Source organism: Paenibacillus sp. FSL H7-0350 (assembly GCF_038593195.1).
In the GTDB taxonomy this organism is placed as follows: domain Bacteria; phylum Bacillota; class Bacilli; order Paenibacillales; family Paenibacillaceae; genus Paenibacillus_AQ.
The window spans coordinates 148,882-174,353 of record NZ_CP151972.1 but is presented as its reverse complement, the minus strand read 5'-3'; the positions used below and the strand labels follow the sequence as shown (position 1 = coordinate 174,353).

Sequence of the window (25,472 nt, the reverse complement as noted above, 5' to 3'; positions counted from 1 at the left end):
TCCTCATGGGTCAGCTTATCCGCAGGAGCATTTACCGCCGCTGCCGCATCCGCCTTTGGGGGAGGGGTCATTACTGGGAACCTTAATGCTGTCCGAGACCGAGAATGCGATCGCCTCAGACATGGAATGAAGAATATCATCCAGCGTCTTCTCCGCATTCTTGAACCGGACCACTGCTTCGAACTGCTCCAGTTCCCGCTCTACAGCCTCAACCTCATCCTTAGCCGAGTGATAGTTCGGGTGAAAATGACCAAACCGCTGTGTCTCGTCAAACAGCTCCTTCTTGCTTTGCAGCCGCTTGATCATGGCCTGGATTTGGGGATGGTTATCCACCTGTCCCTTCCAGTATAGGTAATCCGACACTTCTGCGGATTGATTAATCATATCGCCTAATTCATAGGCGTATGTCAGCACTTCGGCCATATCGACCGTATTTAATTCCGCTACGCTCATGAACTTCAACTCTTTTCTGCATTTAATGTTCTACCGCAGCGATAGACTACCTTATCATAACATATCCGCCCGCCTCAGCAGAAGAAGAATTTCTGTCCTTTAGCGGATGCAACAGCTGAATTTCCTGCCAGTCTTCCGCTGCAAGCTCTGTCTCCTCTGCCGTCTCCGTTCCCGGAAGCAGCAGAATGCCCCTTACCTTCCATGGACGTCCGCTGATCCGCTCTGGAATGAAATCCGCCGCCTTGCCCCCGTAGGAAATCCGGACCTTGATTCCCCAGCTTAGGGCTTGCTCCATTACCTTTTGCGCTGTGGTGACATGATACTGCCTCCACTGATTGAACCACATCTGCGGCACGGCCTCCTCACCCGGCAGCTCCAGTATCGAGAGGCCACCTCTATCCAGCGGCAGGAGCTTCGGGGAGGGTCCTGTTCCCAGCAAGCCCCGTTCCCCGGCTGCGGCAGGAAGCTCGTAACGCTCCATTGGCCCGGACAGTTCAAACACTTGGGGGTGGGCGGCAGGCCAGTTCTGATTCCCTGCCTTTACGGACGGTGCCAGACCGGCGGCGGCAAGCTCCTTGCGCAGCTGCCCGGCAGCCTCCGGCCGGACGATGAAGTGGAGCGGGCCGATCCGGGTAACGATGTCCTGCAGCCGGGGATGGGCGGCGATATCCTCGCCCTCCTGCTCTCCGGCGCAGGACAGCAGGAGAACCTCCGCCAGCTCAGTCCGTCCGATCGCTCTGGCCCACTGCCGGAGCGCCAGTTCGATCTGCTCCGGCAATCCTCCGGCGGCATGGGCGTTCAGCCAGGAGATCACCTCACCCGGAACGAAGCCCTGGTCCGCTGCCGCTTCCAGCCGCTCCCGGGTCAACCGGAAGCTCCAGATATCGTCGTGATGCATTAGCTCCGCACACCCGGCCAAGGTCCAGCGCACCGTATAAGGGACCTCCGGCGGAACCAGCACCTCGAAATCCGGCTGGACTATGAAGCCGGGGGATGCTGAAGCCGGTGCTTGCCGCAGGGGCTCCTGCGCAGCCTCTGCTGCTACGGGACTCTGTGGGCTGAAAACGGTGTCTTGAGCTTCGGAGGCGCTGTCTAGGTCTGCAAGTTCTGAGTTGTTGCCTGCTGTTTCTATGTCACTGTCTACTTGACTTAGGTTTCTACACACTGTTGTTTGGACTCTATCTTGTGGTTTGGTGCCGCTGGCAGCGGTATTTGGGATGCTTTCTGCTATGCTTGGGCTGTTTACGAATATTCTTGGGCTGCTGCTGGTTGTTTCTGTGTCACTGTCTTCTTCCTCTGCCCCCTCTTGATGCTGCGGGATTGTCCCTAGACTACGTCCCGTTAGCTGCGGCTTCACTGCCTTCCAGCGGAAGCACGCCTCCCCTTCCGTTGAAGAGCCCAGCTCACACCAGCCAAAAGCAGCCAGAAGGCGAATCCAGGCACTTGCTGCCCGCTTAAGCCCTGAGTCTGAGTCTGAGTCTGTCCCTGCCGTCCCCGGTACAGGTTGCTCCCCGGCAAGACCATTCTGTCTCATCCAGCTTAGAACAGGCGCTACCGCAAACCACTTGTCCGGCCAAAACTCCGTTGCCGAGAGAAAATGTCTGAAATGCTGTTCTTCAGGCAGCGGAGCACCATAACGGCTGATGACCAAGGTATAGAGTATATCAGTCATCTCTTGTGCGGTAAGCGCCAGCCAGCGTTGCAGCATCGGTCTGTCTACTACATACCCGCTGCTGTCGCGGGTAATCAGCCCCAGTACGTTCTGCAGATCAATGATTAATGTAACCGGCAGCGGATAGCTCTGGTGACCGGTGGAGGACTCAAGGAGGGCCAGAGACTCCTCCGGTATGGACAACCTTCCGGCTAACCGGCTGAGCTGCTTCTTATGTATCACTCCCTTAGATGTCAGCGGCAGGCCTTCCCGGGCTATGAACAGCAGGCCTTGAAATAACTCCCCTGCCAGTTCTGAACACGCCGCATGCTCAACCCGTACTGCCCCCTCCACCTGTACCTGAGGGCAACCCGTCCAGAAGCTCCGAAGGATCAAGGGATACTGCTGTTGTGGAATCTGATACAGCCTCTCGCCCCACACCTTCTGCCGCAGCTCCAGCATCCCTGCTTGAAGCAATTCGTCCAAGGCAAGCATCTGCTCGGCCCGGCACAGGAATTCAGGCCGCAGACGCTCTATAGAATCTGCTGTACACGGCGAAGCCGCATGCTCTGCCGCTATTCGCAGCAGCACTTCACAAGCGTCCGCAGACAGTCTGCTAATATCATCTGCCGGTTCCAGTTCCATCAGAGAACAACTCCTTCCGCCGGGTCCAGCATCCGAACCCCGTATTCATAGCCTTGCTCTGTCAGGAACATCCGGCGGCGCAGGGCGAAGTCCTGCTCCCGGCTGTCTCCCGTAACCAGTGTGTAGAAATACGCCCGGTTATCCCCCGGCTTCGGACGAAGGATGCGGCCCAGCCGCTGAGCCTCCTCCTGCCGGGAACCGAAGGCGCCGGATACCTCAATTGCCACTGAGGCATCCGGGAGATTCACAGCAAAGTTCGCCACCTTGGAGACGATTAACACCGGCAGCTTGCCTTCATTGAACGCAGCGTACAGTGCATTCCGCTCCTTCTGGGGAGTCTTGCCCGTGATCAGCGGGGCCGCAAGCAGCGCCGCCATCTGCTCCAGCTGGTCGAGGTACTGGCCGATCACCAGAATCGCCGCTGCGGGATGCGCCGAAGCAATCACCGCTGCCGCATGCGTCTTGGCCTGATTGCCCGCAGCCAGCCGGAACTGTTCCTTCGCCCCGGCATACAAATACTGCTGCCGCAGCTTCTGGCTCATCGGGACGATGACCTCGATGCAGTCGACAGCTGCAATCCATCCCTGCCGCTCCAGCACCTTCCAGGGCAGGTCATAGCATCTCGGGCCGATCAGGGAGAACACATCCCCCTCCCGCCCGTCCTCCCGGACCAGCGTTGCTGTCAGCCCCAGCCGCCGCGTAGCCTGAATATCTGCGGTCGCCCGGAAGACAGGTGCCGGAAGCAGATGGACCTCGTCATAGATAATCAGCCCCCAGTTCCGTTCATGGAACAGATTCATGTGGACGAACGCTCCTCCCTTGGAGCGCCGGTGGGTCAGCATCTGATAGGTTGTAACGGTTACAGGCCGCACCTCCCGGTGCTCTCCCGTGTATTCCCCGACCTCATCTTCGCTCAGCGAGGTCTGCAGCAGCAGCTCCCCGCGCCACTGTTCCACAGAAGTCGTACTCGAAGTAAGGATCAGCGTCTCACACTGCAGCTGCTCCAGCACCGCAAGGCCCACAACGGTCTTGCCTGCCCCGCAGGGCAGAACCACCACACCGCTGCCGCCATGTCCGCCGGTCCCCTGGAACTTTCGGACAGCCTCCCGTTGATAATCCCGGAGCTCGAATCCACTGCTGCTGCCTGCTTGGACATTGTTCCCCAGAGATTCCCGCCAGGCTATCTTCAGCTGCTGCCCGTCCCGATACCCTGCGTAGTCAAGAACCGGATAGCCCAGTCTAGTCAACTCCTGCTTCAGCAGCCCCCGGTTCATCTTCGGACAATGGCTATGCAGCTCTCCGGCCCGGCGCAGGCCCAGCTCCTTCAGCTTCTGAGAGTCATTCAGTTCATCCAGCAGACTCGCCCGGTCAGCGGTTAATGTTACAAGCTGTGAATCAGTGTCATCCGCATGCAGGTGCAAGCTTCCGTAACGGGACATCAGCAGCTCCATCTCCCCCTCCACTTCGGAAGGAATACCCCACCTGGACAGCCTGCGGAGTCCTTCAATGACCTCTGCCGCTGTCTGTCCCCCGGCTGCGGCGTTCCATAGGGACAACGGTGTGATCCGGTAAGTGTGGTAGGCTGGAGGACTTTTGACAAGCTCGGCAAATCCGCTTAGAACCGCCCGCGCCTCCTCAGATCCCGGATGTCCGCATTCCAGCAGAATCGTCCGGTCGTTCCGTGTAATACATGGTCCTGCCCCTGCTCCGCTCATCCTGTTCCCTCCTTGTCTGCTATAGTGATACAATTCTCTTTTTACCTACCCTCATTTACTCATTCGACCCGCATCTCTCCCTACAACGAAAAAGCCCACCTCCGCCTAACGGATATGAGCCATTCGTCATTCTATTAATGCAGCTGCTGCCGCTGTGAGATTTCGTGAAGCGCCTCAGCAGCCTCATCTGCGAACATTCTCTTATTTGCCAAATCACCTAGGGAGACTACTCCGGTCAGCTTCTTGCCCTCTGTCACCGGAATGCGCCGGATCTGCGCCGAGGCCATCAGCTCTGCCGCTTCCTCCACGGAGGCGGACTCCTGAACGGAGAGGACCTCCCGGCTCATGACTGTCTCCACGGCTGTTGAGCCGGGGTGCTTGGCCGCATACCCGCGGATGACCAGATCGCGGTCTGTAATCACACCAATCAGCGTTGCCCCGTCAGCCGAATCTACCACCGGAATGAAGCCTGTCCCACTATCTCTCATAGCGACGGCAACCTCGTAGATATTGTCCAGCAGAGTAACCGACACCGGCTGCGCGGTCATCACTTCTTTGACTGTCTTCAAGAATGAACCCTCCTGTCCACGTTACCATGGCATTTGAGAGTAGTTTTTCCTGTAGCGGTAACATTTATACGGATAATGACTCATTCAGACAGGAGTCGGCCATACCTACCAGCAGCTTCAAGCCATAGAGCATGGCATCCTCATCGAAATCAAATTTGCTGTGATGATGCGGATAGTCGGCATCCTTGGCCTCATTGCCCGCACCCACGAAGATGAAGCAGCCGGGAATCTCTTGAACATAATAGGAAAAGTCCTCCGCCGGCATTATCTTCTCCATCAGCATCACATTGGCATCTGTACCCAGCGCCTCAGGGGCAACACGGGCAAAACGTTTATACTCAGCAATGTCATTCACCAGGGGCGGATACCCCATCAGATAGTCCACCTTCGCCTCTGTACCATACGCTGCGGCCACGGACGCCGCCATTTCTTCAATTCGGCGGCGGATCAGATGACGCGTCTCTCCATCGAATGCCCGCACCGTCCCGGTAATACGGCAGCGCTCGGCAATGATATTCTGGGCCGAGCCGCCTTGAATCGTTCCTACGCTGACCACAGCAGGGCACAGCGGATCAACGTTGCGGCTGACAATCGTCTGCAGCCCGGTGACCAGTGCCGCACCGGCCACAAGGCTGTCTGCTGTGCGGTGGGGCATGCCCCCGTGTCCGCCCCGGCCGACCAGATCGATGAAGAACTCATCGGCCGAAGCCATCAGCGGCCCCGGCGCACTGCCTACCGTCCCCAGCGGGAACGGCGTCCATAGATGCAGCCCGTAGACGGCGTCCGCACCCGCAAGCACGCCTTCCGCAATCATGCCCACTGCGCCGCCGGGACAGACCTCTTCCGCCGGCTGGAACAGAAAGCGGATTTCCCCCCTCAGCTCCTCACGGCGGGAGCTGTAATACGCTGCTGCAGCCAGCAGCATGGCGGTATGCCCGTCATGCCCGCAGGCATGCATGACCCCGGGATGCTGTGAAGCATATTCCCGGCCGCTCTCCTCCGTAATATTCAGCGCGTCCATATCTGCACGCAGGACTACCGTTCTGCCGGACTCCCGGCCTTTAAGTATCCCTGTCAATCCGTAGCCTGCTGTACTTCGCCGGACCTCAATCCCCAGCTCCGTGAGCCTTGCCCCGACATAAGCGGAGGTCTCCTTCTCCTCATAGGACAGCTCCGGATGACGGTGCAGATGGCGGCGCCATTTGACCATTTCCGGGAGCAGCTCCTCGAACTTTAACCTCTCCATAGCTCTCCATTCCCTTCTCGGACAGTATCCTGCGGATAAGCCTGCGGGGCAAGCCCTTGAGTTCAGTCCGCTCCGCAGCCTGCCAACTTTCTTTTATTGTAGCAGAAACGCAAAAAAGTGGGTATCGATCAGCCCGTTCTACCTTGCGCAACCCCCGGAAACAGACTATCATGAGGAAGAACAATAACAAATTTTAATTACAAATGAATCATTATACTTCATTAGGGGGAGTTGTGCGCTATGATATTTGAGAACACGGGCCTCGAAGGATTGAAGAGCGACCTTCTTTATCTCGACGAGAGTGCATCCAAAGCAGGATTCATCAGATGGCAATGGGAATACTACCGCGCGACTTATGACTGCAAGATAGAAGACCGCAAGGATGGCGGCGAATACTTCCTGCGCATTAATACCCGTGCTGTGGAAGGGAAGCTGGAGAAGGCGGACGCGGTGCTGGCGATTGAAGCCGTCTATCTGGGCAAGGCCACCTTCCCCCACGGACTGGAATATGAATCTCCGGTGCCTCAGCCGGTGCTTGAGGTAGCCCAGAAGCATATCGATGAATTGAAAGCGCTGCTGGAAGCTTGAGTACCGCGAAGGGAAAACCGGCCGCCAAAGCCAACCCGCCCAAAAGAGGAACGCCCGATTTCCAGCTGCTTATTCTCACCCTGTTGTTCGTAGGCTTCGGCCTGCTCATGGTGTTCAGCTCCAGCTCCAGCTTAACCCTTGCCAGCGGGAAATACAGCAATAATGCATTTTTCTTCGTCAAAAAACAATTGGTCTGGGCCGTGCTGGGTAGCTTCATCATGTTCGTTGTCATGAATATCCACTACAGCAAATTCAAGAAATGGTACGCCCCGATCTTCGTGATTACCCTCGTCCTGCTGCTGTTCGTAGCAACCACTGAGGGGATTAACGGCGCCAAGAGCTGGATGAGTATCGGAACCCTTGGGATTCAGCCTACCGAGCTGGCCAAGATCTCTATCATTCTCTACCTGGCTGCCCTGATCACCAAAAAAGGTGAACGCCTGCGCGATTTGCGGACAGGGTATATCCCGGTCATGATTATCGTCGGAATTGTCGCCGGACTGATTATGATGCAGCCCGATCTGGGCTCGTGCCTCATTCTAGTTGCAACCAGCGGACTTGTCATCTATGCCGGCGGTGCCAGCATGAAGCACATCATGGGATCGATCGCTCTGCTTGTTCTGGGGGTAGCCCTCGTCATAGGCGCGAAGGCAGCCATTGATTCCTTGTCCCCTCACACCGAGAAAGCTGAATTTCAGAAAGACTACAGACAGGGCCGCATTGAAGCCTTCCTTGACCCGGAGAAAGATGCCTCCGGCAGCGGCTACAATATTATGCAATCCCTGATCGCCCTTGGCGAGGGGGGAACACAAGGCTCCGGATTCGGACAGAGTATCCAGAAGCTGCATTATCTGCCGTATCCGTATACCGACTTTATCTTCTCCGTCATTGGTGAGGAGCTCGGCTTTGTCGGAACCGCGTTGTTCCTGCTGCTCTATCTGTACTTCATCTGGAGAGGGATTTTAATTTCACTGCGGTGCACCGATCCCTTTGGCACACTGGTCGGCATCGGGATTATGGGACTGATTGCCATTCAGGCCTTCATCAACATCGGCGGTGTCACTAATACGATCCCGATGACCGGGGTTACCTTGCCCTTTATCAGCTACGGCGGCTCCTCCCTGCTCGTCACCATGCTATGCATGGGGATTATGCTCAGCATCTCACGGGAGACCAACCGTCCTGCCAAGGAGGAAGTCGTGAAGTCTGTGACTACGGTCAGACAAGTGCGCAACAACAGAAGTGCAGGCACACGCGCACGCTAAGAGGCCACCTACATACAGATGAGGGTTGAGCCAAGTTGAAAGGCAGTCCGGAATATATTCCGGACTGCCTTTTGCATGGATGACTAATATAATTGTGCTTAAGAAATCTCGTCGTTCTTGAAGGCTACGCCTTCGACCTTAACGTTAACCTCTACGATGTGAAGTCCGGTCATACTCTCCACAGCCTCGCGAACATTCTGCTGAAGCATGCGGCACACTTCATGAATCGGCGTTTCGTACAGTACGATGATGCGCAGATCGACTGCAGCTTCCAATTGACCCACTTCGACAGTAACACCCTTCTGCACGTTCTTGCCGCTCAGGCGCTTTGCCCAGCCCTCTGACAAACCGCCAGACATAGCTGCAATTCCGGGAGTCTCAAGCGCGGCCAGGCCGGCAATTTTTGAGACAACGTCATTCGATATCCGTATATTTCCCAATTCCAGTTGAAGCTGTTCTGCCATGCCATATCCCCCCCTACTCTCATTATCAATTATTGTAATTCCAAAGCAGGCTAAAAAGCAAATGACTTTCTCTCACCCACGTTTACAGCCAGGAACAATTTGGGTATATTGATTATGAATTCAACCTACATATAGAGACTGGAGAGTGCTTACCCTTGAAAAAATGGATCTCACCGGCGCTGCTGGTCATCAGCTTCATCCTTAGCGCCATAGGGCATTACGCGAATTGGGATCATACGCTTCAGTTCGTATTGTCCGCCGTTTCAGTCATCTTCGTGGCCGGTTTCCTCGGCCGGGCCACTGAGAGTGTAGCCCACTACGCCGGACAGCGGCTTGGAGGGTTCCTGAACGCAACCTTCGGCAATGCTGCCGAGCTGATCATCGCCTTCTTCTTAGTCAAGGAAGGACTGTTTGACATGGTCAAAGCGAGTCTGACCGGCTCCATCATCGGCAACCTGCTGCTCGTCCTCGGACTTAGCATTTTTGCCGGGGGCATGAAGTTCAAGGTTCAGAACTTCAATGTCACACTCGCCGGTCTGAACGGCTCGCTGATGATTGTTGCGGTCATCGCCCTGTTCGTCCCGGCCATGTTCTTCAACACGCATTCCATCACTGAGAAAGACACTGATGTGCTTAGCCTTGTTGTTGCCGGCCTGCTGATTGCCGCCTACCTTGCCTGGCTGGTCTTCTCCATGATCACACACAAGAAGTATTTGGCGGATGTTACGGACGATACTGCGGAAGAGCTGCCGAATGAGCATGCTCCAGTCTGGTCCCGGAACCGTTCAATCCTCTATCTCGTCCTTGCCACTGTGATGGTCGCCTTCGTCAGTGAATGGCTGGTCGGAACGCTGGAGACTCTCACCGAACGCTTTGGCTTCAGCGAGCTGTTCGTCGGTGCATTCCTTGTAGCAATTATCGGTAACGCCGCAGAACACAGCGCTGCCATTATGCTCGCCATGAAGAACAAGATCGGAGCCGCAGTTGAGATCGCCGTAGGCAGCAGTCTGCAGATTGCCCTGTTCGTCGCTCCTGTGCTGATCTTCGCCAGTTATTTCATGGGCAACACCATGTCGATTGTGTTCACCACGATTGAGATCGTAGCCATTGCCGTATCGGTGTTCATCGCCAAATCGATTATTCAGGACGGCGCAACCAACTGGTACGAGGGTCTCCTGCTGCTGGCGGTCTACATGATTCTGGGCGTGTCTTTCTATTTGGTCTGATTGCCCTTCTGAGGCCCTATAGCTCCATTAAAAAAACGCACATGATCGACCCCCGGGTCCTTCATGTGCGTTTTGTTGAAAATATAAGAATTAAACGGAACCGTCCTTAACAAGGACGGCAATGCCGTTTCCACTTGATGACCGGGACTTACATCTCCCGCTCCTCAGCCTTCTTGTTCAGCGCCTCATACAGTACAGCCAAATTGCGTTCCAGCTTGCTCAGCACCTGCTTGCCTGTAAGCTCAGGCACCAGCCCCGCTCTGACCGCAAAATCGACCTCTCTGGAGAAGCCGTACATCTGGGTATCCAGCACTTCCTCATAGAGAGGGCAGTAACGGGTTGCCAAATTCTCCATCTGTACTTCAATGAGCTTCTGAATTTTATCGGCATCTTCTTGAAGAAGATTGATTGCTTTGATATTGAGCTGTTCCTGCAAATCCGATGAAGTCATGCATTTTCCCCCCCATGTCCAAAAGTTACAGCAGCGATTGCTTATTATTCTTAATATTAGTCGAAATTAGGACCTAATACAAGATTTCAGTTTGGGTTATTCCTGAAGTTCCTGCAAAATCACCCCGCTGCACAGCAAAGACGCCCAGCCGCAAGGCCGGACGTCTGAGAAGAAACTGGAATTACTCTGCTACTACTGTAAAATTCAAATTGTGTTTGGCAAAAACTTCGCTCATGGCTTTCTTGGCTTCCTCGGCATCTGTGCCATGTACATGCAGCTCGTAGCTTTGGCTGGATACCAGAGTAGTGAACAAGCCCAGGATGCTCTTAACATCAATGTACTTGTTGTCCGCTTGAAGAACGATAGATGAATTAAATTGGCTTGCTGTCTGTGCAATATCCACGATTGCCGCATTGTTGGACATAGGAATCCCTCCGCAACTTGATTATATACTTATGTTCACTTGTTACCAATTCCATGATACATTGAATCCGCTTACTCACGCAAGGTGTTTCTTGGAAACAGGCCATTACGTGCTTTTGGAATCACCGCTTTTGTACCATTTTATTTCAGGTTCTCCGGATTCAGACCTTCCAGTTCCGGCACCACAAAAATCCCATCCTTACGGATCAGCACATCGTCGAAGTAAATTTCGCCGCCGCCGTAATCAGGTCGCTGAATCAGCACGAGGTCCCAGTGAATGGACGAACGGTTGCCGTTATCCGTCACATCATAAGCCTGGCCCGGTGTGAAGTGCAGACTGCCGGCAATTTTCTCATCGAACAGAATATCCTTCATCGGATGCAGAATATAAGGGTTGAAGCCGATGGCGAACTCGCCGATATGGCGCGCGCCGTCATCGGAATCCAGAATTTCATTCAGCCGTGCGCTATCATTGCTGGTAGCCTCTACGATCCGGCCGTTCTCGAAAGTGAACTTCACATTCTCGAAGGTCACCCCGTTGTAGATTGATGCGGCATTATAGCTGATCGTTCCATTCACGGAATCACGGACAGGCGCGCTGTACACTTCTCCGTCCGGAATATTTTTCTGGCCGGAGCATTTCTCCGCCCCGATTCCCTTGATGGAGAATGTAAGGTCTGTTCCGGGACCTTCGATACGCACCTTGTCGGTTCTGCGCATAAGCTCAGCCAGCGAATCCTGGGCTTTGTCCATTTTGGCATAATCCAGGTTGCAGACTTCGAAGTAAAAGTCCTCAAAGGCCTCTGTGCTCGTGTTGGCGAGCTGGGCCATACTGGCGTTAGGGTAACGCAGCACCACCCATTTGGTGTGCTTAACGCGCTGTTCGCTATGTACCGGGTGGGAATACAGGGAGTTGTAGAGCTTCATGTTCTCTTCCGGCACATCGGACAGATCATTGACATTCTCACCGGCACGGATGCCGATATAGCAGTCCATCTGCTTCATCCGGTTCAAATCGATCTCTGCCCAGGTCTTGATTCCTTCAGGTGTTGCATATTTGAGCATACTGCGCAGAACTGTGCGGTCGGTCAGCTGCACAAATGCACGGCCTCCGGCCTTACCCACTTCCTCCACAACAGCTTTGATCAAATCTCGTTCACTGCCGATCATTTCGACGAGCACGTTCTCGCCAGGCTGTACGTTTACGGAGTAACCTACAAGGTTCGCCGCAAGCTTTTGAATCCGGGGATCATTCATCTGTCTCTCTCTTCCTTCCTCTTACTGAAAATAAACATACCGTTATATTGTAGCACGCCTGTCATAGAGCGCAAGCCATCTGCGGGAAGAGAACCGCTCACTTATAACCGTAGAAATCCACCTGCGTAATATAGGCTTCTTTCGTGGTCACTCCGGCCTTGCCGGGATAGGTTAGGGTGCGGTTCGAGGTCAGCCGGGTGGGCAGATTCCGCTTCGGGTCGACCTTAAGATAATATACCGTACGGATATCCGCCTGGTTCAGCCTCTGCTGCAGCTCTGTCAGCTTCTGTTCCCACAGTGCGCTCTTAGCCGCAAGTGCCTTAGCGTGAGTGTCAGCAGGCACAGCAGCGTCTCCACGGGCAGCCGGCTTGATTGCCTGCATCTTCTGCGTAAGCTCTGCCGAGAGCTGTCTGCGCGCCTCCTCTGCCGTTAATTCAATCCGCAGGACCCGGGTCCCTCTGGCGCTGCCCGCTTCCTCCGTCACCTTCTTGTCCAGCTTCTCCAGCTCCTCCAGCTGGCGCAGCGGATTCAGCGCCTCCAGCGGATTACTGCCGCCCAGGGCCGGAGAGGCCTGCTTCATCGTCCATTTCCCGTCTTCCTTCACCATGCGTGTATAATAGACTGGCGCATCACCCGAGCCCTGCTTCAGAGAATGCGGACCGGACTCCGCCGCAGGAGCGGGTTGTCCGCCGTCCGGCAGAAGCGAATAGAGGCTGATCTCGTTGTGATCCGCAACCTTACCCCCATAGTAGAGCGAAGATTCCGGGACCGTCTTCCCGTCGATCAGCAGCGCAGCCGCTCCTTCGAAGGACACCCCGTCAGTGCCATCCATCCCCGCCATTACCAGATTCAAATCCTCCGCAGCCGGTTTGTCCTTCATCACCGTGCACCCGCAGAATGCAAGGCTGGAGAGCGTCAGCAGTGCAAGAAATCCCGTGCGGACGCGTCGTAAGTTCATCATGGCCATCAAGCCCTTTCCGCAAAAAATAGAGTGTACCTGCATTCTACCTAGGGTCTCCCTGAATACAGGCCTTATACGCCGGATGACGCAAAACACCCCTCAAAGTGACGCTTAAGCTTTGATGTCTATTCAGGGTCTTTGCGGGGACCCCTAAACATATAAGTTCTTAGATTTGCACACAAAAAGAAAAATCCTTAAGGCCTAAGCCCAAGGATTCTTCGAATTATTCTCTGTGGTTTTGTTATCGATCACTACCTGATTGCGCCCGTTGTTCTTAGCTTCGTAGAGCGCCATATCTGCCCGGTAAAAGAGAGATTCGACACTAACCCGGTCATCGGTCCAGCTCCATTCGGCGACCCCGCAGGACACGGTCACACGCGGCTCGGTCTCTCCCATTACACGCTTGCGGATACGCTCCCCTACGAATACGGCCTGCTGCACCCCAAGCTGAGGCAGATAGACCGCAAGCTCTTCCCCGCCCCATCTGGCGGCGACATCCCCCTGACGGATCGAGGTCTTCACGATGTCGCTGACCTGCTTCAGGATTTTGTCCCCCTTCTGGTGTCCATAGGTGTCGTTCACCATCTTGAACTGGTCAATGTCCACCACGATCAGGGTTCCACAAAAATCACTCGACTGTCGCTGCTTAATCTCTTCATCCAGATAGTGACGGGCAAAGAGTCCGGTCAGCGTATCCCGGTTCGCCAGGCGGCGCACCTCGGCATGAAGCCTCGCATTTCCGACAGCCAGTCCGATATGACCGGCCATCGCCTGCAGCAGCCTGTAGCTGTCATAGGAGAAGAAGTGGGCCCGCTTATGCGCCAGCATAATGGCTCCCCGCACCTCTCCGCCCACATTCAGCGGAGTAGCGATCAGCGACTCTGCGCCGGTAGCATCCATCAGCGTCGAAGTCTGCCCCGCAGCATATTTGTAATCGGAGAGCAGCAGCGGCTCTCCCGTAGCGTAAACCTTACCCCCGAGCCCCTGATTGCCATCCAATATTTCACCCAGCAGCGGCAAATAATTGCAGGCTATAACTTCAAGCCCGCCGCGTTCTTCATTCTTATGGAGGATACAGCAATAATCCGCCTCGAACATAGCCAGCAGCTCTTCAAAGGCAAACTGGAAAATATCGCCGAGCCTGAGGCTCTGGTTCAGCCGCTGGGTAAGCTCATTGCTCATACGCAGTTCCCTGATCAGCTGGTTGGAGCGTTCATACAGCTTCGCATTCTCAAACGCTGTACCGGCGGTATCCGCGACCATGGTCAGAAAGCTAAGATCCAGCTCATGGAAGGATGCCTTGTCCATAATCATATGAAATACACCGTATACTCCCTGCTTACCGCCGAGCGGAAGCCCTACCTCAACAGTCCCGTTCTCATCACGCCCGGCATGAAGTGTGACCCGCCCATCCTTGAAGGCCCGGTCACAGACATCATTGCTTGACCATGTCAGCGGAAGCGGCTTGACCTGAGGATGCGTGCTGCGATGGTCCTGTGACATGAACAAATCAAGCCGCGCCCCCGGATACATTGCAGCGATACTGTCAATGACCTCCGTCAGTACGGCGTCTACATCGATGTTGTCATGCATACGCTGGACAATCTGAAAAAGCAGCGAACGGCGGCTGCCCTCACGCTCGGCATGCAGATGAATCCCCGCAAGATCCGAGACAAACACATGCTCAAACTGGTGATAAAAGCAGGTCTGGAAATGCATCGCCATCGCTTCAGCCGTATGCTTCCCGCCCGACTCGTACTGCTCCGCAGGCATTCTGCAGCCAAGCACGGCAAATATTTCCCCGTGCCCGCGCGTAAATACCGGCAAAGCCAGAAATGAATAGGCTTGTCCTTCCTCCAGAACCTCGGCGGCATACATCCCGCCTGTCTGCAGGCAGATTCCCGCCGCTTCTTCCCACTCTGCTCTCCAGCGCCCCTGCCGGAATTCAGAGCCGGGCTCAATCCAATCACCTTTATAATTCAGCACACACCAGCTCCAGGCCTTCGTGAAGGAGGGGACTCCTTGTCCTTGCCATTCCCTGAAGCTCTCGGCAATTAAGCTGGCGGCGTAGGGGAAATCATGAGACACGATATCCGTCTCCTTCAGCCAGGCGGCGGGATCTACATCTCCTCCGCCAGATTGCCTCATGTCCTGTAACAGCATACGGCTGTCCCGATCCTTATGGCCGTATGCCTCCTGCTCTGACATAAAGAGTACCTCCTTTGCATCTTCAATCAGGCCAGACCGGAGTACGCCCCCTGATTCTATAGTAGAGACATTACCAATCCAGCGTATATATAGTCAGGATATTTGAAATCACAGTTTTCCGATAACATCCAATTAGTTATATTTTACTCCCTTTCTTGAGGTATTGCATTATATTTTCCGCAAAACCGGGATTTTTTTTAGGACCAAAGAACTAACGACAAACCTAGACAAAAACTCTTTTAAGTTGCGCTTGACTTTGACTGTCATTTTCATATAATATTTATTGTTGAACAAGACTGTAACAAGTCTTATTGGGCGTAACGTTGTGTCACCCTCTACGCATTTCGTTACTGCCAGGGCAGCGGCTGAACTTCCCTCGGCAGTGTGAAACCATTTAACGCTTTCACGGATACGAATTGCGGCGCAAATAGGCCCTACAATAAATTTTTTTCATTAAAAGGAGTCTACTATAATATGGCACGTTACACCGGACCTAAATTCAAACTCAGCCGCCGTCTGGGCATTTCCCTTAGCGGTACAGGCAAAGACCTGAAACGCCCTTTCCCACCAGGACAGCACGGCGCTAACCAACGCAGAAAAGTAAGTAACTACGGAATGCAGCTTTTGGAAAAACAAAAACTGCGCCACATGTACGGCCTGGGCGAAAAGCAGTTTAAAACTCTTTTCACTAAGGCACAAAAGCTCCAGGGTATTGCGGGCGAAAACTTCATGTTCCTGCTCGAAAGCCGCCTGGACAACCTGGTTTACCGTCTTGGATTCGCTAACTCCCGTGCAGGTGCACGCCAGTTGGTATCCCATGGCCACGTAACCGTTAACGGCAAAAAAGTCGACATCGCTTCTTACCGTGTAAGCATTGGCGACGTTATCGGACTCCGCGAAAGAAGCCGCGCTATGACTTCGATCAAAGAAGCTCTCGACAACCGCTCCCACCTTCCAAGCTACCTGGAATATGCTGACGGATCATTCGAAGGTAAATTCCTTCGTCTGCCAGAACGTGCCGAGCTGTCCCAGGATATCGATGAGAAGCAAATCGTCGAATTCTACAACCGTTAAGATTCGCTTAGAGCGGAATCTGATCAAAGCTCCCGGATTTCTATCCGGGAGCTTTTTTTATGATAAGAATTTATATATTTTGGGGCCTCCGCACAGTATCCGAGTCATCATCGCAAGTGGAATCGGCTTTGCCGTCCTTTTAGAGGACGGTACCGTTTCAACCAGAAATAGAAGGATAATGTATCGTGTGCAACATATAAAATCTTATATTTAAGCTGAAGTCCCCACTTTATGGGGTTATTTTGAAAATCCTCTCCGGCAGAAGCGCATTCAAAATCGCCAAATTGTGCTATAATAGTTCCGTTAAAAGGAGGATTATCGTCGATGGTTGAGGAGAAGAAAAAGAAGACCGCAAAACAGCGTCCACCGCGCAGATCCTGGCTCCGCAGGTTCGGTTCAGTTGTGAAGTGGATGTTCATACTCGGTATACTCGGCTGCCTGTTCGCCGGCGGCGCTGTAGCCGGCTACGTCACTTCAATAGTGAAGGACGACCCGGTCCGGCCCGAAGAACTAATCCAGCAGCAGGTTGGGCTGAACGCCATTACCGGCTTTGCCTATTTCAGTGACGGACAGCCGATCGGCCAGCTCCGCACAGAAGAAGACCGCAGACTTATTGAATTCAACGATATCCCGCAGCTTGTGATTGATGCCGTTCTCGCTATAGAGGACAATAATTTCTACAATCATAAAGGGGTGGATTTCAGCGGCACCCTGCGGGCCGTCAAGCAAAAGGTACTGAACGAATCCGTTCAGACCGGGGGCAGTACCCTGACCCAGCAGCTTGCACGGCGCGTGTTCCTGAACCTGGACCGCACGGAAGACCGCAAGGTGAAGGAAATCCTGCTGTCCCTGCGGCTGGAACGTTTCTTGTCCAAGCAGGAGATTTTAACGGCTTATTTAAATAAGGTTCCTTTCGGGAACGGTTCCAACGGCTATAATGTATTCGGTATCAAGGCCGCCGCCAAAGGCATCTTCGGCCTGGATGATCTGGAGAAGCTGAATGTGGCCCAGGCGGCGTATCTCGCCGGCTTGCCCCAGCTCCCCTCCAAGTATTCCGCATTCAATGGCATAGGTGAATTCAACGAGACGGCCTTCGGCCGGGCGATGGACCGCCAGAAGCTGGTCTTGCGGCGGATGCTGGAGGAGAACAAGATTACCACTTCCCAGTACGACGAGGCGCTGCTCTTCGATATCAAGAGCTCCCTTGCTCCGCATACGAAGAAGGCCTATGCCACCTTCCCTTATCTCATGATGGAGACCGAACGCAAAGCCTCCGAAATCCTGTTGAAGCTGAACCAGGGTACGTCAGACAAGGCGGCCGCTGCCACCGATTCTGCCCAGCTGCTGGAGGAAGCGCGGCAGCAGTTGATGACAGGCGGCTACCGGGTGTACACCACCATAGATAAGAAAGTGTACAGTGCGATGCATAGCATCTCGGATGACAGCAGTAATTTCACCAAGGACAGCAAGGCCAGAGGCAAGGAACAGACAGCCGGTATGATGATCAATAATAAGACCGGCGCGATTCTCGGCATGATTGAAGGGCGCGATTTCAACATCGAGCAGATGAACTACGCCACCCAAATGATTCGCCAGCCCGGCTCCACTATGAAGCCGATTGCGGCGTACCTGCCTGCACTGGATGCAGGGCTCATTCAGCCTGCCGGCATTCTGGATGATGCGCCGATTGTCATGAAGGACGGGGGCAAAGGCTACCATATTCCCAAGAACGCCAACAACCGTTATCAGGGTCTGGTTACCGCCCGTTATGCCCTGAACAAATCCCTGAACCTTCCCGCCTTGAAGCTGTTCAATGACAAGGTGGGAATTGAGAAGGCCTGGACCTTCTCCAAGAAGCTGGGGATTACTACCATCCAGGACAATGATTATAGCGCTCAGACCGGGGTTATCGGGGGTCTGAAATACGGGGTATCCGTGGAAGAGCTGACCAACGCTTATTCCTCCATCGGTAACGGCGGTGCCTTCAATGATGCTTATATGATCGAGAAGATCGTGGACAGTCAGGGTAAAATCGTCTACCAGCATAAAGTTAACCCGGAGCAGGTCTTCTCCAAGCAGACCGCTTATCTGATGACGGATATGCTGCGCACCGTAATTACTGACGGAACAGCAACTACAGTGAAGAGGAACTATAAGCATTTCAAGGAAGTTCCGATTGTCGGCAAAACCGGCTCCACCCAGAACTATGGGGATGTCTGGTTCATGGGCTATTCCCCGGATGTCACCCTTGGAATTTGGGTGGGCTACAAAGAGCAGGTCAATACCCTTCAGGGAGATATGCAGAAGCGTCAAGCGCAAACCCTGTGGGCCAAGGTAATGAATACAGTGATTGACAAGCGTCCAGAGCTGTTCAGTACGAAGGAATTCGCCCAGCCGGAGGGCATCGTCAAAGCGACAGTCTCGGCATACAGCGGCAAGAAGCCTTCCAAGCTGACGGATAGATTCACAACGGATCTGTTCAATGCTAAATTCGTTCCTAAGGAGAGCGACGACGGAATTTCCAATGCCAAATATATCACTTACAACGGGGTGAACTACATCCCTCTGGAAGGAACTCCTGAGGATTTCTTGAAGGAGAAGATCGTAGTCAAGCGCGAGAAGCCGATTCAGGAGCTGGTCAAAGAGCTGCTGGCTGCCTTCCCGGCAATGAAATCACATGAGTCACTGGCGTACTACATGCCGCAGGATGCTAAGACCGACTATCCGACCGAGGTCGATCCGCGGGTCGATGACGGCAACGGGCCAAGTGCTCCCGGTGAAGTCATCGTCTCCTACAGTACCGGCAAAGCTGTAGTTACGTTCACTCCAAGCGGTTCGCCGGATGTTGTCGGCTACCGCCTCTACCGTTCCCTGAACGGCGGATCTTTCCAAAAGCAGGCCGTTCTCTCGGCTGGGGAAAGTACCGTCTTCAAGCCGGGTACTCCAGCAGGCGCTAATGCTACCTTCTATGTGGCTGCCGTGGACGTAGCCGGACATGAGACTGCTTCCGGCAGTGTGGCTGGCGGCATTAAGCCGACACCTGAGCCTACGCCTACTCCGGAACAGACGCCGGACGCAGAGCCGACACCGGACGCCGGAATCATCCCGGATAGTACGGAAGACCCTGGCATGATCATTGTTCAGCCGCCTGCCGTTGATGATTCAACTCCGTTAGGCGGTACCAATGCAGCCGGCGGAAACAGCGGCGGGAAGCCCGCAGGCAATACCAGCGGGAATACGGGCGGGAATGCCGGAGGCAGTACCGCTACTAACGCACCAGGCAGCTCCGGACGTTAAGCAGGGCAGTCAGAGTTCAGTATAAGCTTCAAAAGCCCGTTCCCCGGGATACGGGGAACGGGCTTTTTTAAATTCTGCCTAGTCTTCGATGGTAGACAAATCGCCTGCCGGAAGATGCAGCTCCCAGGCCTTCAGTACACGGCGCATAATTTTGCCGGATCGGGTCTTGGGCAGCTTATCCTTAAACTCGATTTCACGCGGTGCAGCATGGGCAGACAGGCCGGCTTTGACAAATGCCGCGATCTCTTCTTTCAGCTCCGCGGTTGGACTGTATCCGTCCCGTAGCGAGATGAAGGCCTTGATGATCTCTCCGCGCATGACATCCGGCTTGCCGATGACCCCAGCCTCCGCGACAGCCGGATGCTCCACCAGCTTGCTCTCGACCTCGAAAGGTCCAATCCGCTCCCCGGAGGAATTGATCACATCATCAATCCGGCCCTGGAACCAGAAGTAGCCGTCTTCATCCATATACGCCGAATCCCCGGAGATATACCATCCCGGAATTCGGAAGTATTCATCGTATTTAGCCTGGTTATTCCACACCTTGCCCATCATGGACGGCCAGGGGGTGCGAATAGCCAGATTGCCCATGGCATAAGGCGGCAGCACGTTGCCGCGGTCATCAAGGATAGCTGCCTCAATCCCCGGCAACGGCCGCCCCATGGAGCCTGGTTTGATGTCCATTCCCGGGTAGTTGCAGATGAGCTGCGCTCCCGTCTCGGTCATCCACCACGTATCATGAATCCGCTGCTGATAGATTTTGTCGCCCCAGCGCACGACCTCAGGGTTCAGCGGCTCGCCGACAGACAGCACATGACGCAGACTGCTGAGATTGATCCCCTCCAGAGTCTCCTTACCAGCCCCCATCAGCATCCGGAAAGCCGTAGGCGCACTGTACCATACCGTCACCCCAAAGCGTTCAATCGTCTTATACCAATCCAGCGGACTGAAGCGGCCTCCACGGATTACATTCGCTACCCCATTTAGCCAGGGGGCAAAGATCCCATAAGAGGTTCCAGTCACCCAACCCGGATCGGCCGTGCACCAGTACACATCCTCCGGCCGCAAATCCAGGACTACCTTGCCTGTATAATAGTGTTGGATCATGGCTCTCTGTACATGGTAGATGCCTTTGGGCTTCCCGGTGGAACCGGAGGTATAATGCATAATCAGACCGTCGTCCAGGCTCAGCCATTCCGGTTCCAGCTCAGCGGACGCCTCAGCCATCTCCGCTTCATAGCTCAGCAGCCCCGAATCTTCAGCAGCAGAAGCTCCTACCACAAAGATATGGCGCAGTCCTGGGAGCTGCTCCCGCTTCACCCGGTGCAGCAGCTCCGGCGTGGTCACTAGCGCCACGGCTCCGCTGTCCTCCAGCCGGTCCTTGACCGCCGTCTCCATGAACGCCTCGAACAGAGGACCTGCTACTGCTCCCGTCTTCAGTATGCCGAGCAGGCTGAAATACAGCTCCGGGGTACGCGGCATGAAGGTGAACACCCGGTCGCCTTTGCCGATTCCGTATTTGCGTAGTACATTACCGAACTTGTTCGACCGTTCCCTTAAGTCGGCGAAGGTGTACCGCTCCTCTCGCACCGCATCGCTGTAGATCAGTGCCGTAGCAGCCCCACGCCCCTCGTCGACATGACGGTCGATCGCTTCATGTGCCATATTCACCTTGCCGGTCCCATGCCAGGAGAAGCTGCGCTCGACATCCTCCCACCGGAATTCGTCAACTGCCCGGGAATAATCCTCCATATTCGAGCGCTGCACCCGGCCCGGCAAAATTTCGCCTTGAACTTGCCCCATTACTCTTGCCTCCCCTTCTGGTTTGCTTTAAGCTTTAAGGGTACCATCTACTTCTATTAATTGCGTCAACGTTCTAAATGTGAATATTCCGTGTCGGAATCAGTATATCACAGGAAACGGTTACATTCCATATTATAGTGAACCGGAGGGAGCCCAAGCATGGAGCATTATAAAATCCCTGTATTCCATACGATAGAGCATCAAGGCCGGCTGATTTCTGTCCGCGGACCCTTATCCGCCGAAACGCTTCAGACCTTAAGTATGCACCGAGATCTGGACGCCTTCCGTAAGCCGCAGGAGCAGCTTGAAGCCTTGATAGAGATATCGGGCTTACCTGAAGGACGCATCGTAGCAGCAGTGGTCTCAGACGTTATCGTGGGCTATGTCACTTTTCATTATCCGGATGAACTGGAGTTATGGTCTCAGGGCGGAATGGAAGATCTGATTGAGCTGGGAGCTATAGAAGTGGCTGACGAGTACCGCGGGAGCGGGCTTGCGAAGCTGCTGGTTTCAAGCGCTTTTGAAGAGGGACAACTGGAGAACTGCATCGTATTCACAACCGAATATTATTGGCACTGGGACCTCAAGGGGAGCGGCCTTACCGTATGGGAGTACCGCCAGATGATGGAGAAGCTGATGAAGACGGTAGATATGGTGTGGTATGCTACCGATGATCCGGAGATTTGCTCGCATCCGGCCAATTGCCTCATGGTCCGCATGGGTCAGGAAGTACCGCTATCCTCCCGCGAGACCTTCGACCGGGTGCGCTTCAGACAGCGGTTTATGTATTAATTCAGGCGGCCTGCATGCAGGTTACATTGCCTTAAGCATATGCTCCAGAATGGCATGCGAATGCTGCGAGGCAGTTACGGTGAACTCACTGTAATTTACATGGGCTGAGCCGTCTGCCTTGTCTGACATTGAACGTACGACTACAAAAGGTATCCCGTTCATATGGCAGACTTGGGCAACCGCCGCACCCTCCATCTCTGCACAGGCCCCGTCCAGTTGCTCACGCAGCATAGCTACTGATGCCCTGCTGGCGATGAATTGATCCCCGGACAGTACAATGCCAGTTACAGACTTCTGCTTCAGCTCTTGACAAGCCTCTTCTGCTAACTTCACCAGCAGAGGATCTGCCTGGAAGGCGGAGATCTCCTGATAGGGAATCACCCCTCTGGCATAACCGAGCGCTGTAACATCCATATCATGCTGAATACAGGAGGACGAAATAACAATATCCCCGATGTTCAGCTCAGGATGCAGCGCTCCGGCCACTCCTGTGAACAGCACCTGCTCTACGTCGAAGCTGTCCAGCAGAATCTGTGTGGTTACTGCGGCGTTCACCTTCCCTACTCCTGATTTGCAGACCACAGCTGCTTTCCCGAACACTGTCCCTGCATAAAAGGTAATTCCGGCCTTCACCGTGGTCTGCCGATTCTCCATCTCTTCCAGCAGCAGCTTGATTTCTTCATCCATTGCGCCAATCAGACCCAGCACTCCGCTCATTTCATAGCCCCCTTGAATTTTCTGACCGCAAACATAAAAAGCTCCCGAAGGAGCTTCTTAAGAAACCTATATTCACGTGCTAGACATACTGATCTTATTTGTTGACATGATTGACAGACAGACGAAGAATGGTCTCATGCGGCAAAATTACCCGCGGATTCTCAACGGTCTCCTTCTTCATCAGCTTCGTCAGCAGTCTCATCGCTACAGCACCGAGATCATACATCGGCTGTGCTACAGTAGTGAGGAGCGGACGAACCATCGAAGCCATCCGGATGTTGTCTACACTGATAATCGAGAAGTCATCCGGTACCTTAAGGCCTTCATCCTGAATACTGTGAATGGCGCCAATTGCCATCTCATCGGTAGCGGCAAAGATAGCTGTCGGCTTCTTCTTCAGACCCAGGAAGTACTTCATCGCTTCGACACCGGATTCGTATCGATAGTTACCGATGCGCACCAGATCCTCCTGATACTCGATACCTGCCGCTTCCAGCGCCTTCTTGTAGCCGTGGAACCGGGCATATCCGTTCGCAGGGTCCTGCAGTGTGCCGCTGATCATGGCGATCTCACGGTGTCCGTGGCGGATCAGCGTATTCACTGCATCAAATGCAGCCGTCTCGTGGTCGATATCCACGGAAGGATACGTTCCCTTCTCATCGCGGGTCGCACAGAGTACGATAGGCACAGCAGAGGTCTGGAACGCCTGAATATGCTCTTCCGTAACGGTTCCGCCCATGAACAGCAGCCCGTCCACCTGCTTCTCGAGCAGTGTGTTAATGACACGAATCTCTTTCTCTTTGCGCTTGTCAGCGTTACAGAGAATAATGTTGTAGTGATACATATTGGCAATATCTTCAATCCCGCGTGCAATTTCCGCAAAAATCGAGTTTGAGATATCAGGGATAACAACCCCTACGGTTGTCGTTTTCTTGCTGGCGAGACCTCTCGCCACAGCATTCGGACGATAGCCCAAACGCTCAATCGCTTCAAAAACCTTCTTCCGGGTCTGCGGTTTCACGTTGGGGTTATTATTCACAACCCGTGATACCGTAGCCATAGATACGCCTGCTTCTCGAGCTACATCGTAAATGGTTACCGTCAAATTACTCTCTCCATTGCGATAAATTTTATCGTTCGACTAATTAAAATTATGATACGACACTTTGTACAATTGTGCAATGATAACGCTTCATTTTCCTTTCAAAATTTCTTTCAAAGGTTGAAACGCCAGTCCTGGCGCGGCTTTAACGCCTTCCGCCAATTTCTGATCCTCCAGTAACTTCCAGATGAAAGCCCTTAAAATTTCAAGATTTCTATAAGCTTTCTCTATCGTATCAAAAAGCGCGTGAAAAATCCAACATTCACTGAAAATTTTTCATTGTTTTTGCAGACTTTTTTTCAAAATGTCAAAAAATACTCTTTATTTGGCACTTTCTGCCGATTGAGCCGTCAACTGGGATAGCCGGAGGCCTATTTCTTCCATCCATTTCCGGTCAGACAGATCCGCAGCCGTGCGGTATACATCCAGCAGCAGATCAATCCGGCTCTGCATAGCCGTGCGGATAGACTCCTCCAGTTCCGGCAAGCCACCGGCAAACAGGCCCGCAGAAAGCGTATCCTTCAGCACACTGGCCCACTCATTGCGGTCCGCAAAGGACAAATGCAGCTTGCCCGCAGGACGCTCTCCAAGCTCCTGGATCAGCAGACCCAGGTCACGCTTGATAACCGGCAAGGGCTCATAGCGGGCGCATTGCCCGCAGGTATATACAGGGACATGAGTAATTTTGATCTTCGCACTATAAATCAGCGTATGCATATGTATGGTCATGATCCCGCCGCAGCCACAAGACTTCTTCATTAATTGTTCCTTATACATCTCCCACACCTCAGAATGATCTTTTAAAAACGCATGGTTTTGCCTTTTCCCTTTCTAGTATTCGACTTCATTCCCCTGAATCCCTGCAAGTTTGCATATCATGTTTTAATTGGCAATGATTTAATTTTTTTCCATATCAAAATGTGACTTCACGTGTCTCTTTTGATAGAATGACATAGATATCAGGAAGTTAAGCCGAAGGGAGCTGTATAGAATGAGACTGTCAGGTAAAAAAGTCATTGCGCTGGTGGACGATGAATTTGAAGATCTTGAGCTGTGGTATCCCGTATACCGCGTCCGCGAGGAAGGGGCCGAGGTTCATTTGGCCGGCCTTGAGAAGGGGAAGACATATGTCGGCAAATATGGCGTCCCGGCCACTGCTGAATACAGCTGGGATGAGCTTAAGGCAGCCGACTATGACGGCATCCTTGTTCCCGGAGGCTGGGCTCCCGACAAAATCCGCCGGTACAGCGCAGTGCTGAAGCTGGTGCAGGATTTCAATACTGCGAAGAAGCCGATTGGACAGATCTGCCATGCAGGCTGGGTCTTAATCTCCGCCAAAATACTTGAAGGGGTCACCGTCACCTCCACACCGGGCATCCGTGACGATATGGAGAACGCTGGAGCCATCTGGAAGGACGAGCCTGTAGTCACTGACGGCCATATCATCTCCGCCCGCCGCCCGCCGGATCTGCCGCCTTACGGCAAAGCGTTCTGCGATGCGCTTGCTGGTGAATAGCAGGCAATAGTGATATCTGATACAAACAACAAGCCCTGCCCTGTCGTCT

General features: G+C 53.8%; 22 protein-coding genes. 7 read left to right on the top strand and 15 right to left on the bottom strand.

Annotation, left to right across the window (positions count from 1 at the left end; translation table 11 throughout):
* Positions 1-15: 15 nt before the first annotated feature.
* The 5 genes from NYE24_RS00925 to NYE24_RS00905 form a co-directional block, all read right to left on the bottom strand.
* Positions 16-453 (bottom strand): YlbF family regulator, encoded by a 438-nt coding sequence (locus NYE24_RS00925; protein WP_036694998.1) that lies wholly within the window; start codon positions 451-453, stop codon positions 16-18.
* A 46-nt stretch (positions 454-499) separates the two neighbouring features.
* Complete coding sequence (locus tag NYE24_RS00920; RefSeq protein ID WP_342477822.1) at positions 500-2,749, bottom strand: helicase-associated domain-containing protein; 2,250 nt, start codon at positions 2,747-2,749, stop codon at positions 500-502.
* Positions 2,749-4,464 (bottom strand): DNA repair helicase XPB, encoded by a 1,716-nt coding sequence (locus tag NYE24_RS00915; RefSeq protein WP_342477821.1) that lies wholly within the window; start codon positions 4,462-4,464, stop codon positions 2,749-2,751. Before NYE24_RS00915 ends, NYE24_RS00920 begins: the two co-directional genes overlap by 1 nt.
* 134 nt (positions 4,465-4,598) lie before the next feature.
* Complete coding sequence (locus NYE24_RS00910; RefSeq protein ID WP_076154708.1) at positions 4,599-5,033, bottom strand: CBS domain-containing protein; 435 nt, start codon at positions 5,031-5,033, stop codon at positions 4,599-4,601.
* Between the two features lie 64 nt (positions 5,034-5,097).
* The gene (locus NYE24_RS00905) at positions 5,098-6,279 is read right to left on the bottom strand and encodes an amidohydrolase (protein WP_036695002.1); all 1,182 of its coding nucleotides are present in this window, start codon (positions 6,277-6,279) and stop codon (positions 5,098-5,100) included.
* Between the two features lie 240 nt (positions 6,280-6,519).
* Between NYE24_RS00905 and NYE24_RS00900 the strand changes: the two genes are divergently transcribed.
* Both NYE24_RS00900 and ftsW read left to right on the top strand, forming a co-directional pair.
* A complete protein-coding gene (locus NYE24_RS00900; protein ID WP_036695003.1) occupies positions 6,520-6,867 on the top strand; it encodes a YugN family protein in 348 nt (115 codons plus the stop codon).
* On the top strand, positions 6,864-8,132 hold the full coding sequence (gene ftsW, locus NYE24_RS00895) for a putative lipid II flippase FtsW (protein WP_036695004.1): 1,269 nt from the start codon (positions 6,864-6,866) through the stop codon (positions 8,130-8,132). Before NYE24_RS00900 ends, ftsW begins: the two co-directional genes overlap by 4 nt.
* Before the next feature lie 98 nt (positions 8,133-8,230).
* Here ftsW and NYE24_RS00890 read toward each other — a convergent pair whose 3' ends face one another.
* A complete protein-coding gene (locus NYE24_RS00890; protein WP_036695005.1) occupies positions 8,231-8,596 on the bottom strand; it encodes an Asp23/Gls24 family envelope stress response protein in 366 nt (121 codons plus the stop codon).
* Positions 8,597-8,751: 155 nt separating this feature from the next.
* Between NYE24_RS00890 and cax the strand changes: the two genes are divergently transcribed.
* Positions 8,752-9,822: a calcium/proton exchanger gene (cax, locus tag NYE24_RS00885; protein ID WP_036695006.1), complete on the top strand. Its 1,071-nt coding sequence runs from the start codon at positions 8,752-8,754 to the stop codon at positions 9,820-9,822.
* Between the two features lie 148 nt (positions 9,823-9,970).
* Here cax and NYE24_RS00880 read toward each other — a convergent pair whose 3' ends face one another.
* From NYE24_RS00880 to NYE24_RS00860, 5 genes are all read right to left on the bottom strand, one after another.
* Positions 9,971-10,273: a YlaN family protein gene (locus NYE24_RS00880; protein ID WP_036695007.1), complete on the bottom strand. Its 303-nt coding sequence runs from the start codon at positions 10,271-10,273 to the stop codon at positions 9,971-9,973.
* A 181-nt stretch (positions 10,274-10,454) separates the two neighbouring features.
* Positions 10,455-10,697: an HPr family phosphocarrier protein gene (locus tag NYE24_RS00875; RefSeq protein WP_036695008.1), complete on the bottom strand. Its 243-nt coding sequence runs from the start codon at positions 10,695-10,697 to the stop codon at positions 10,455-10,457.
* A 140-nt stretch (positions 10,698-10,837) separates the two neighbouring features.
* Positions 10,838-11,953, bottom strand: a complete 1,116-nt coding sequence (locus NYE24_RS00870; RefSeq protein WP_036695009.1) for an aminopeptidase — start codon at positions 11,951-11,953, stop codon at positions 10,838-10,840.
* 97 nt (positions 11,954-12,050) lie between these two features.
* Positions 12,051-12,914, bottom strand: coding sequence for a hypothetical protein (locus NYE24_RS00865; RefSeq protein ID WP_342477820.1), 864 nt, complete (start codon positions 12,912-12,914; stop codon positions 12,051-12,053).
* Between the two features lie 201 nt (positions 12,915-13,115).
* The gene (locus tag NYE24_RS00860) at positions 13,116-15,122 is read right to left on the bottom strand and encodes a sensor domain-containing diguanylate cyclase (protein WP_342477819.1); all 2,007 of its coding nucleotides are present in this window, start codon (positions 15,120-15,122) and stop codon (positions 13,116-13,118) included.
* A gap of 474 nt (positions 15,123-15,596) precedes the next feature.
* Here NYE24_RS00860 and rpsD point away from each other — a divergent pair, with 474 nt between their 5' ends.
* Together rpsD and NYE24_RS00850 are read left to right on the top strand one after the other, a co-directional pair.
* On the top strand, positions 15,597-16,196 hold the full coding sequence (gene rpsD / locus NYE24_RS00855) for a 30S ribosomal protein S4 (protein ID WP_036695012.1): 600 nt from the start codon (positions 15,597-15,599) through the stop codon (positions 16,194-16,196).
* A 324-nt stretch (positions 16,197-16,520) separates the two neighbouring features.
* Positions 16,521-19,493 carry a transglycosylase domain-containing protein gene (locus NYE24_RS00850; RefSeq protein WP_036695013.1) on the top strand — a complete coding sequence of 991 codons (2,973 nt, stop codon included), beginning with the start codon at positions 16,521-16,523 and terminating at the stop codon, positions 19,491-19,493.
* A 78-nt stretch (positions 19,494-19,571) separates the two neighbouring features.
* Here NYE24_RS00850 and acsA read toward each other — a convergent pair whose 3' ends face one another.
* Entirely contained in the window at positions 19,572-21,296 is a 1,725-nt protein-coding gene (gene acsA, locus NYE24_RS00845) for an acetate--CoA ligase (RefSeq protein WP_342477818.1), read from the bottom strand.
* 159 nt (positions 21,297-21,455) lie between these two features.
* Between acsA and NYE24_RS00840 the strand changes: the two genes are divergently transcribed.
* Entirely contained in the window at positions 21,456-22,088 is a 633-nt protein-coding gene (locus NYE24_RS00840) for a GNAT family N-acetyltransferase (RefSeq protein ID WP_036695015.1), read from the top strand.
* Between the two features lie 21 nt (positions 22,089-22,109).
* Here the strand turns inward: NYE24_RS00840 and NYE24_RS00835 are convergent, their stop codons facing one another.
* The 3 genes from NYE24_RS00835 to NYE24_RS00825 form a co-directional block, all read right to left on the bottom strand.
* Positions 22,110-22,805, bottom strand: a complete 696-nt coding sequence (locus NYE24_RS00835; RefSeq protein ID WP_036695016.1) for a 5'-methylthioadenosine/adenosylhomocysteine nucleosidase — start codon at positions 22,803-22,805, stop codon at positions 22,110-22,112.
* A 94-nt stretch (positions 22,806-22,899) separates the two neighbouring features.
* On the bottom strand, positions 22,900-23,910 hold the full coding sequence (gene ccpA / locus NYE24_RS00830) for a catabolite control protein A (protein WP_036695017.1): 1,011 nt from the start codon (positions 23,908-23,910) through the stop codon (positions 22,900-22,902).
* A gap of 318 nt (positions 23,911-24,228) precedes the next feature.
* Positions 24,229-24,684 (bottom strand): hypothetical protein, encoded by a 456-nt coding sequence (locus tag NYE24_RS00825; protein WP_051493470.1) that lies wholly within the window; start codon positions 24,682-24,684, stop codon positions 24,229-24,231.
* Between the two features lie 214 nt (positions 24,685-24,898).
* On the opposite strand from NYE24_RS00825, the gene NYE24_RS00820 reads away from it, so the two are divergent.
* The gene (locus tag NYE24_RS00820; RefSeq protein ID WP_036695018.1) at positions 24,899-25,423 is read left to right on the top strand and encodes a type 1 glutamine amidotransferase domain-containing protein; all 525 of its coding nucleotides are present in this window, start codon (positions 24,899-24,901) and stop codon (positions 25,421-25,423) included.
* The last annotated feature ends 49 nt before the right edge of the window (positions 25,424-25,472 follow it).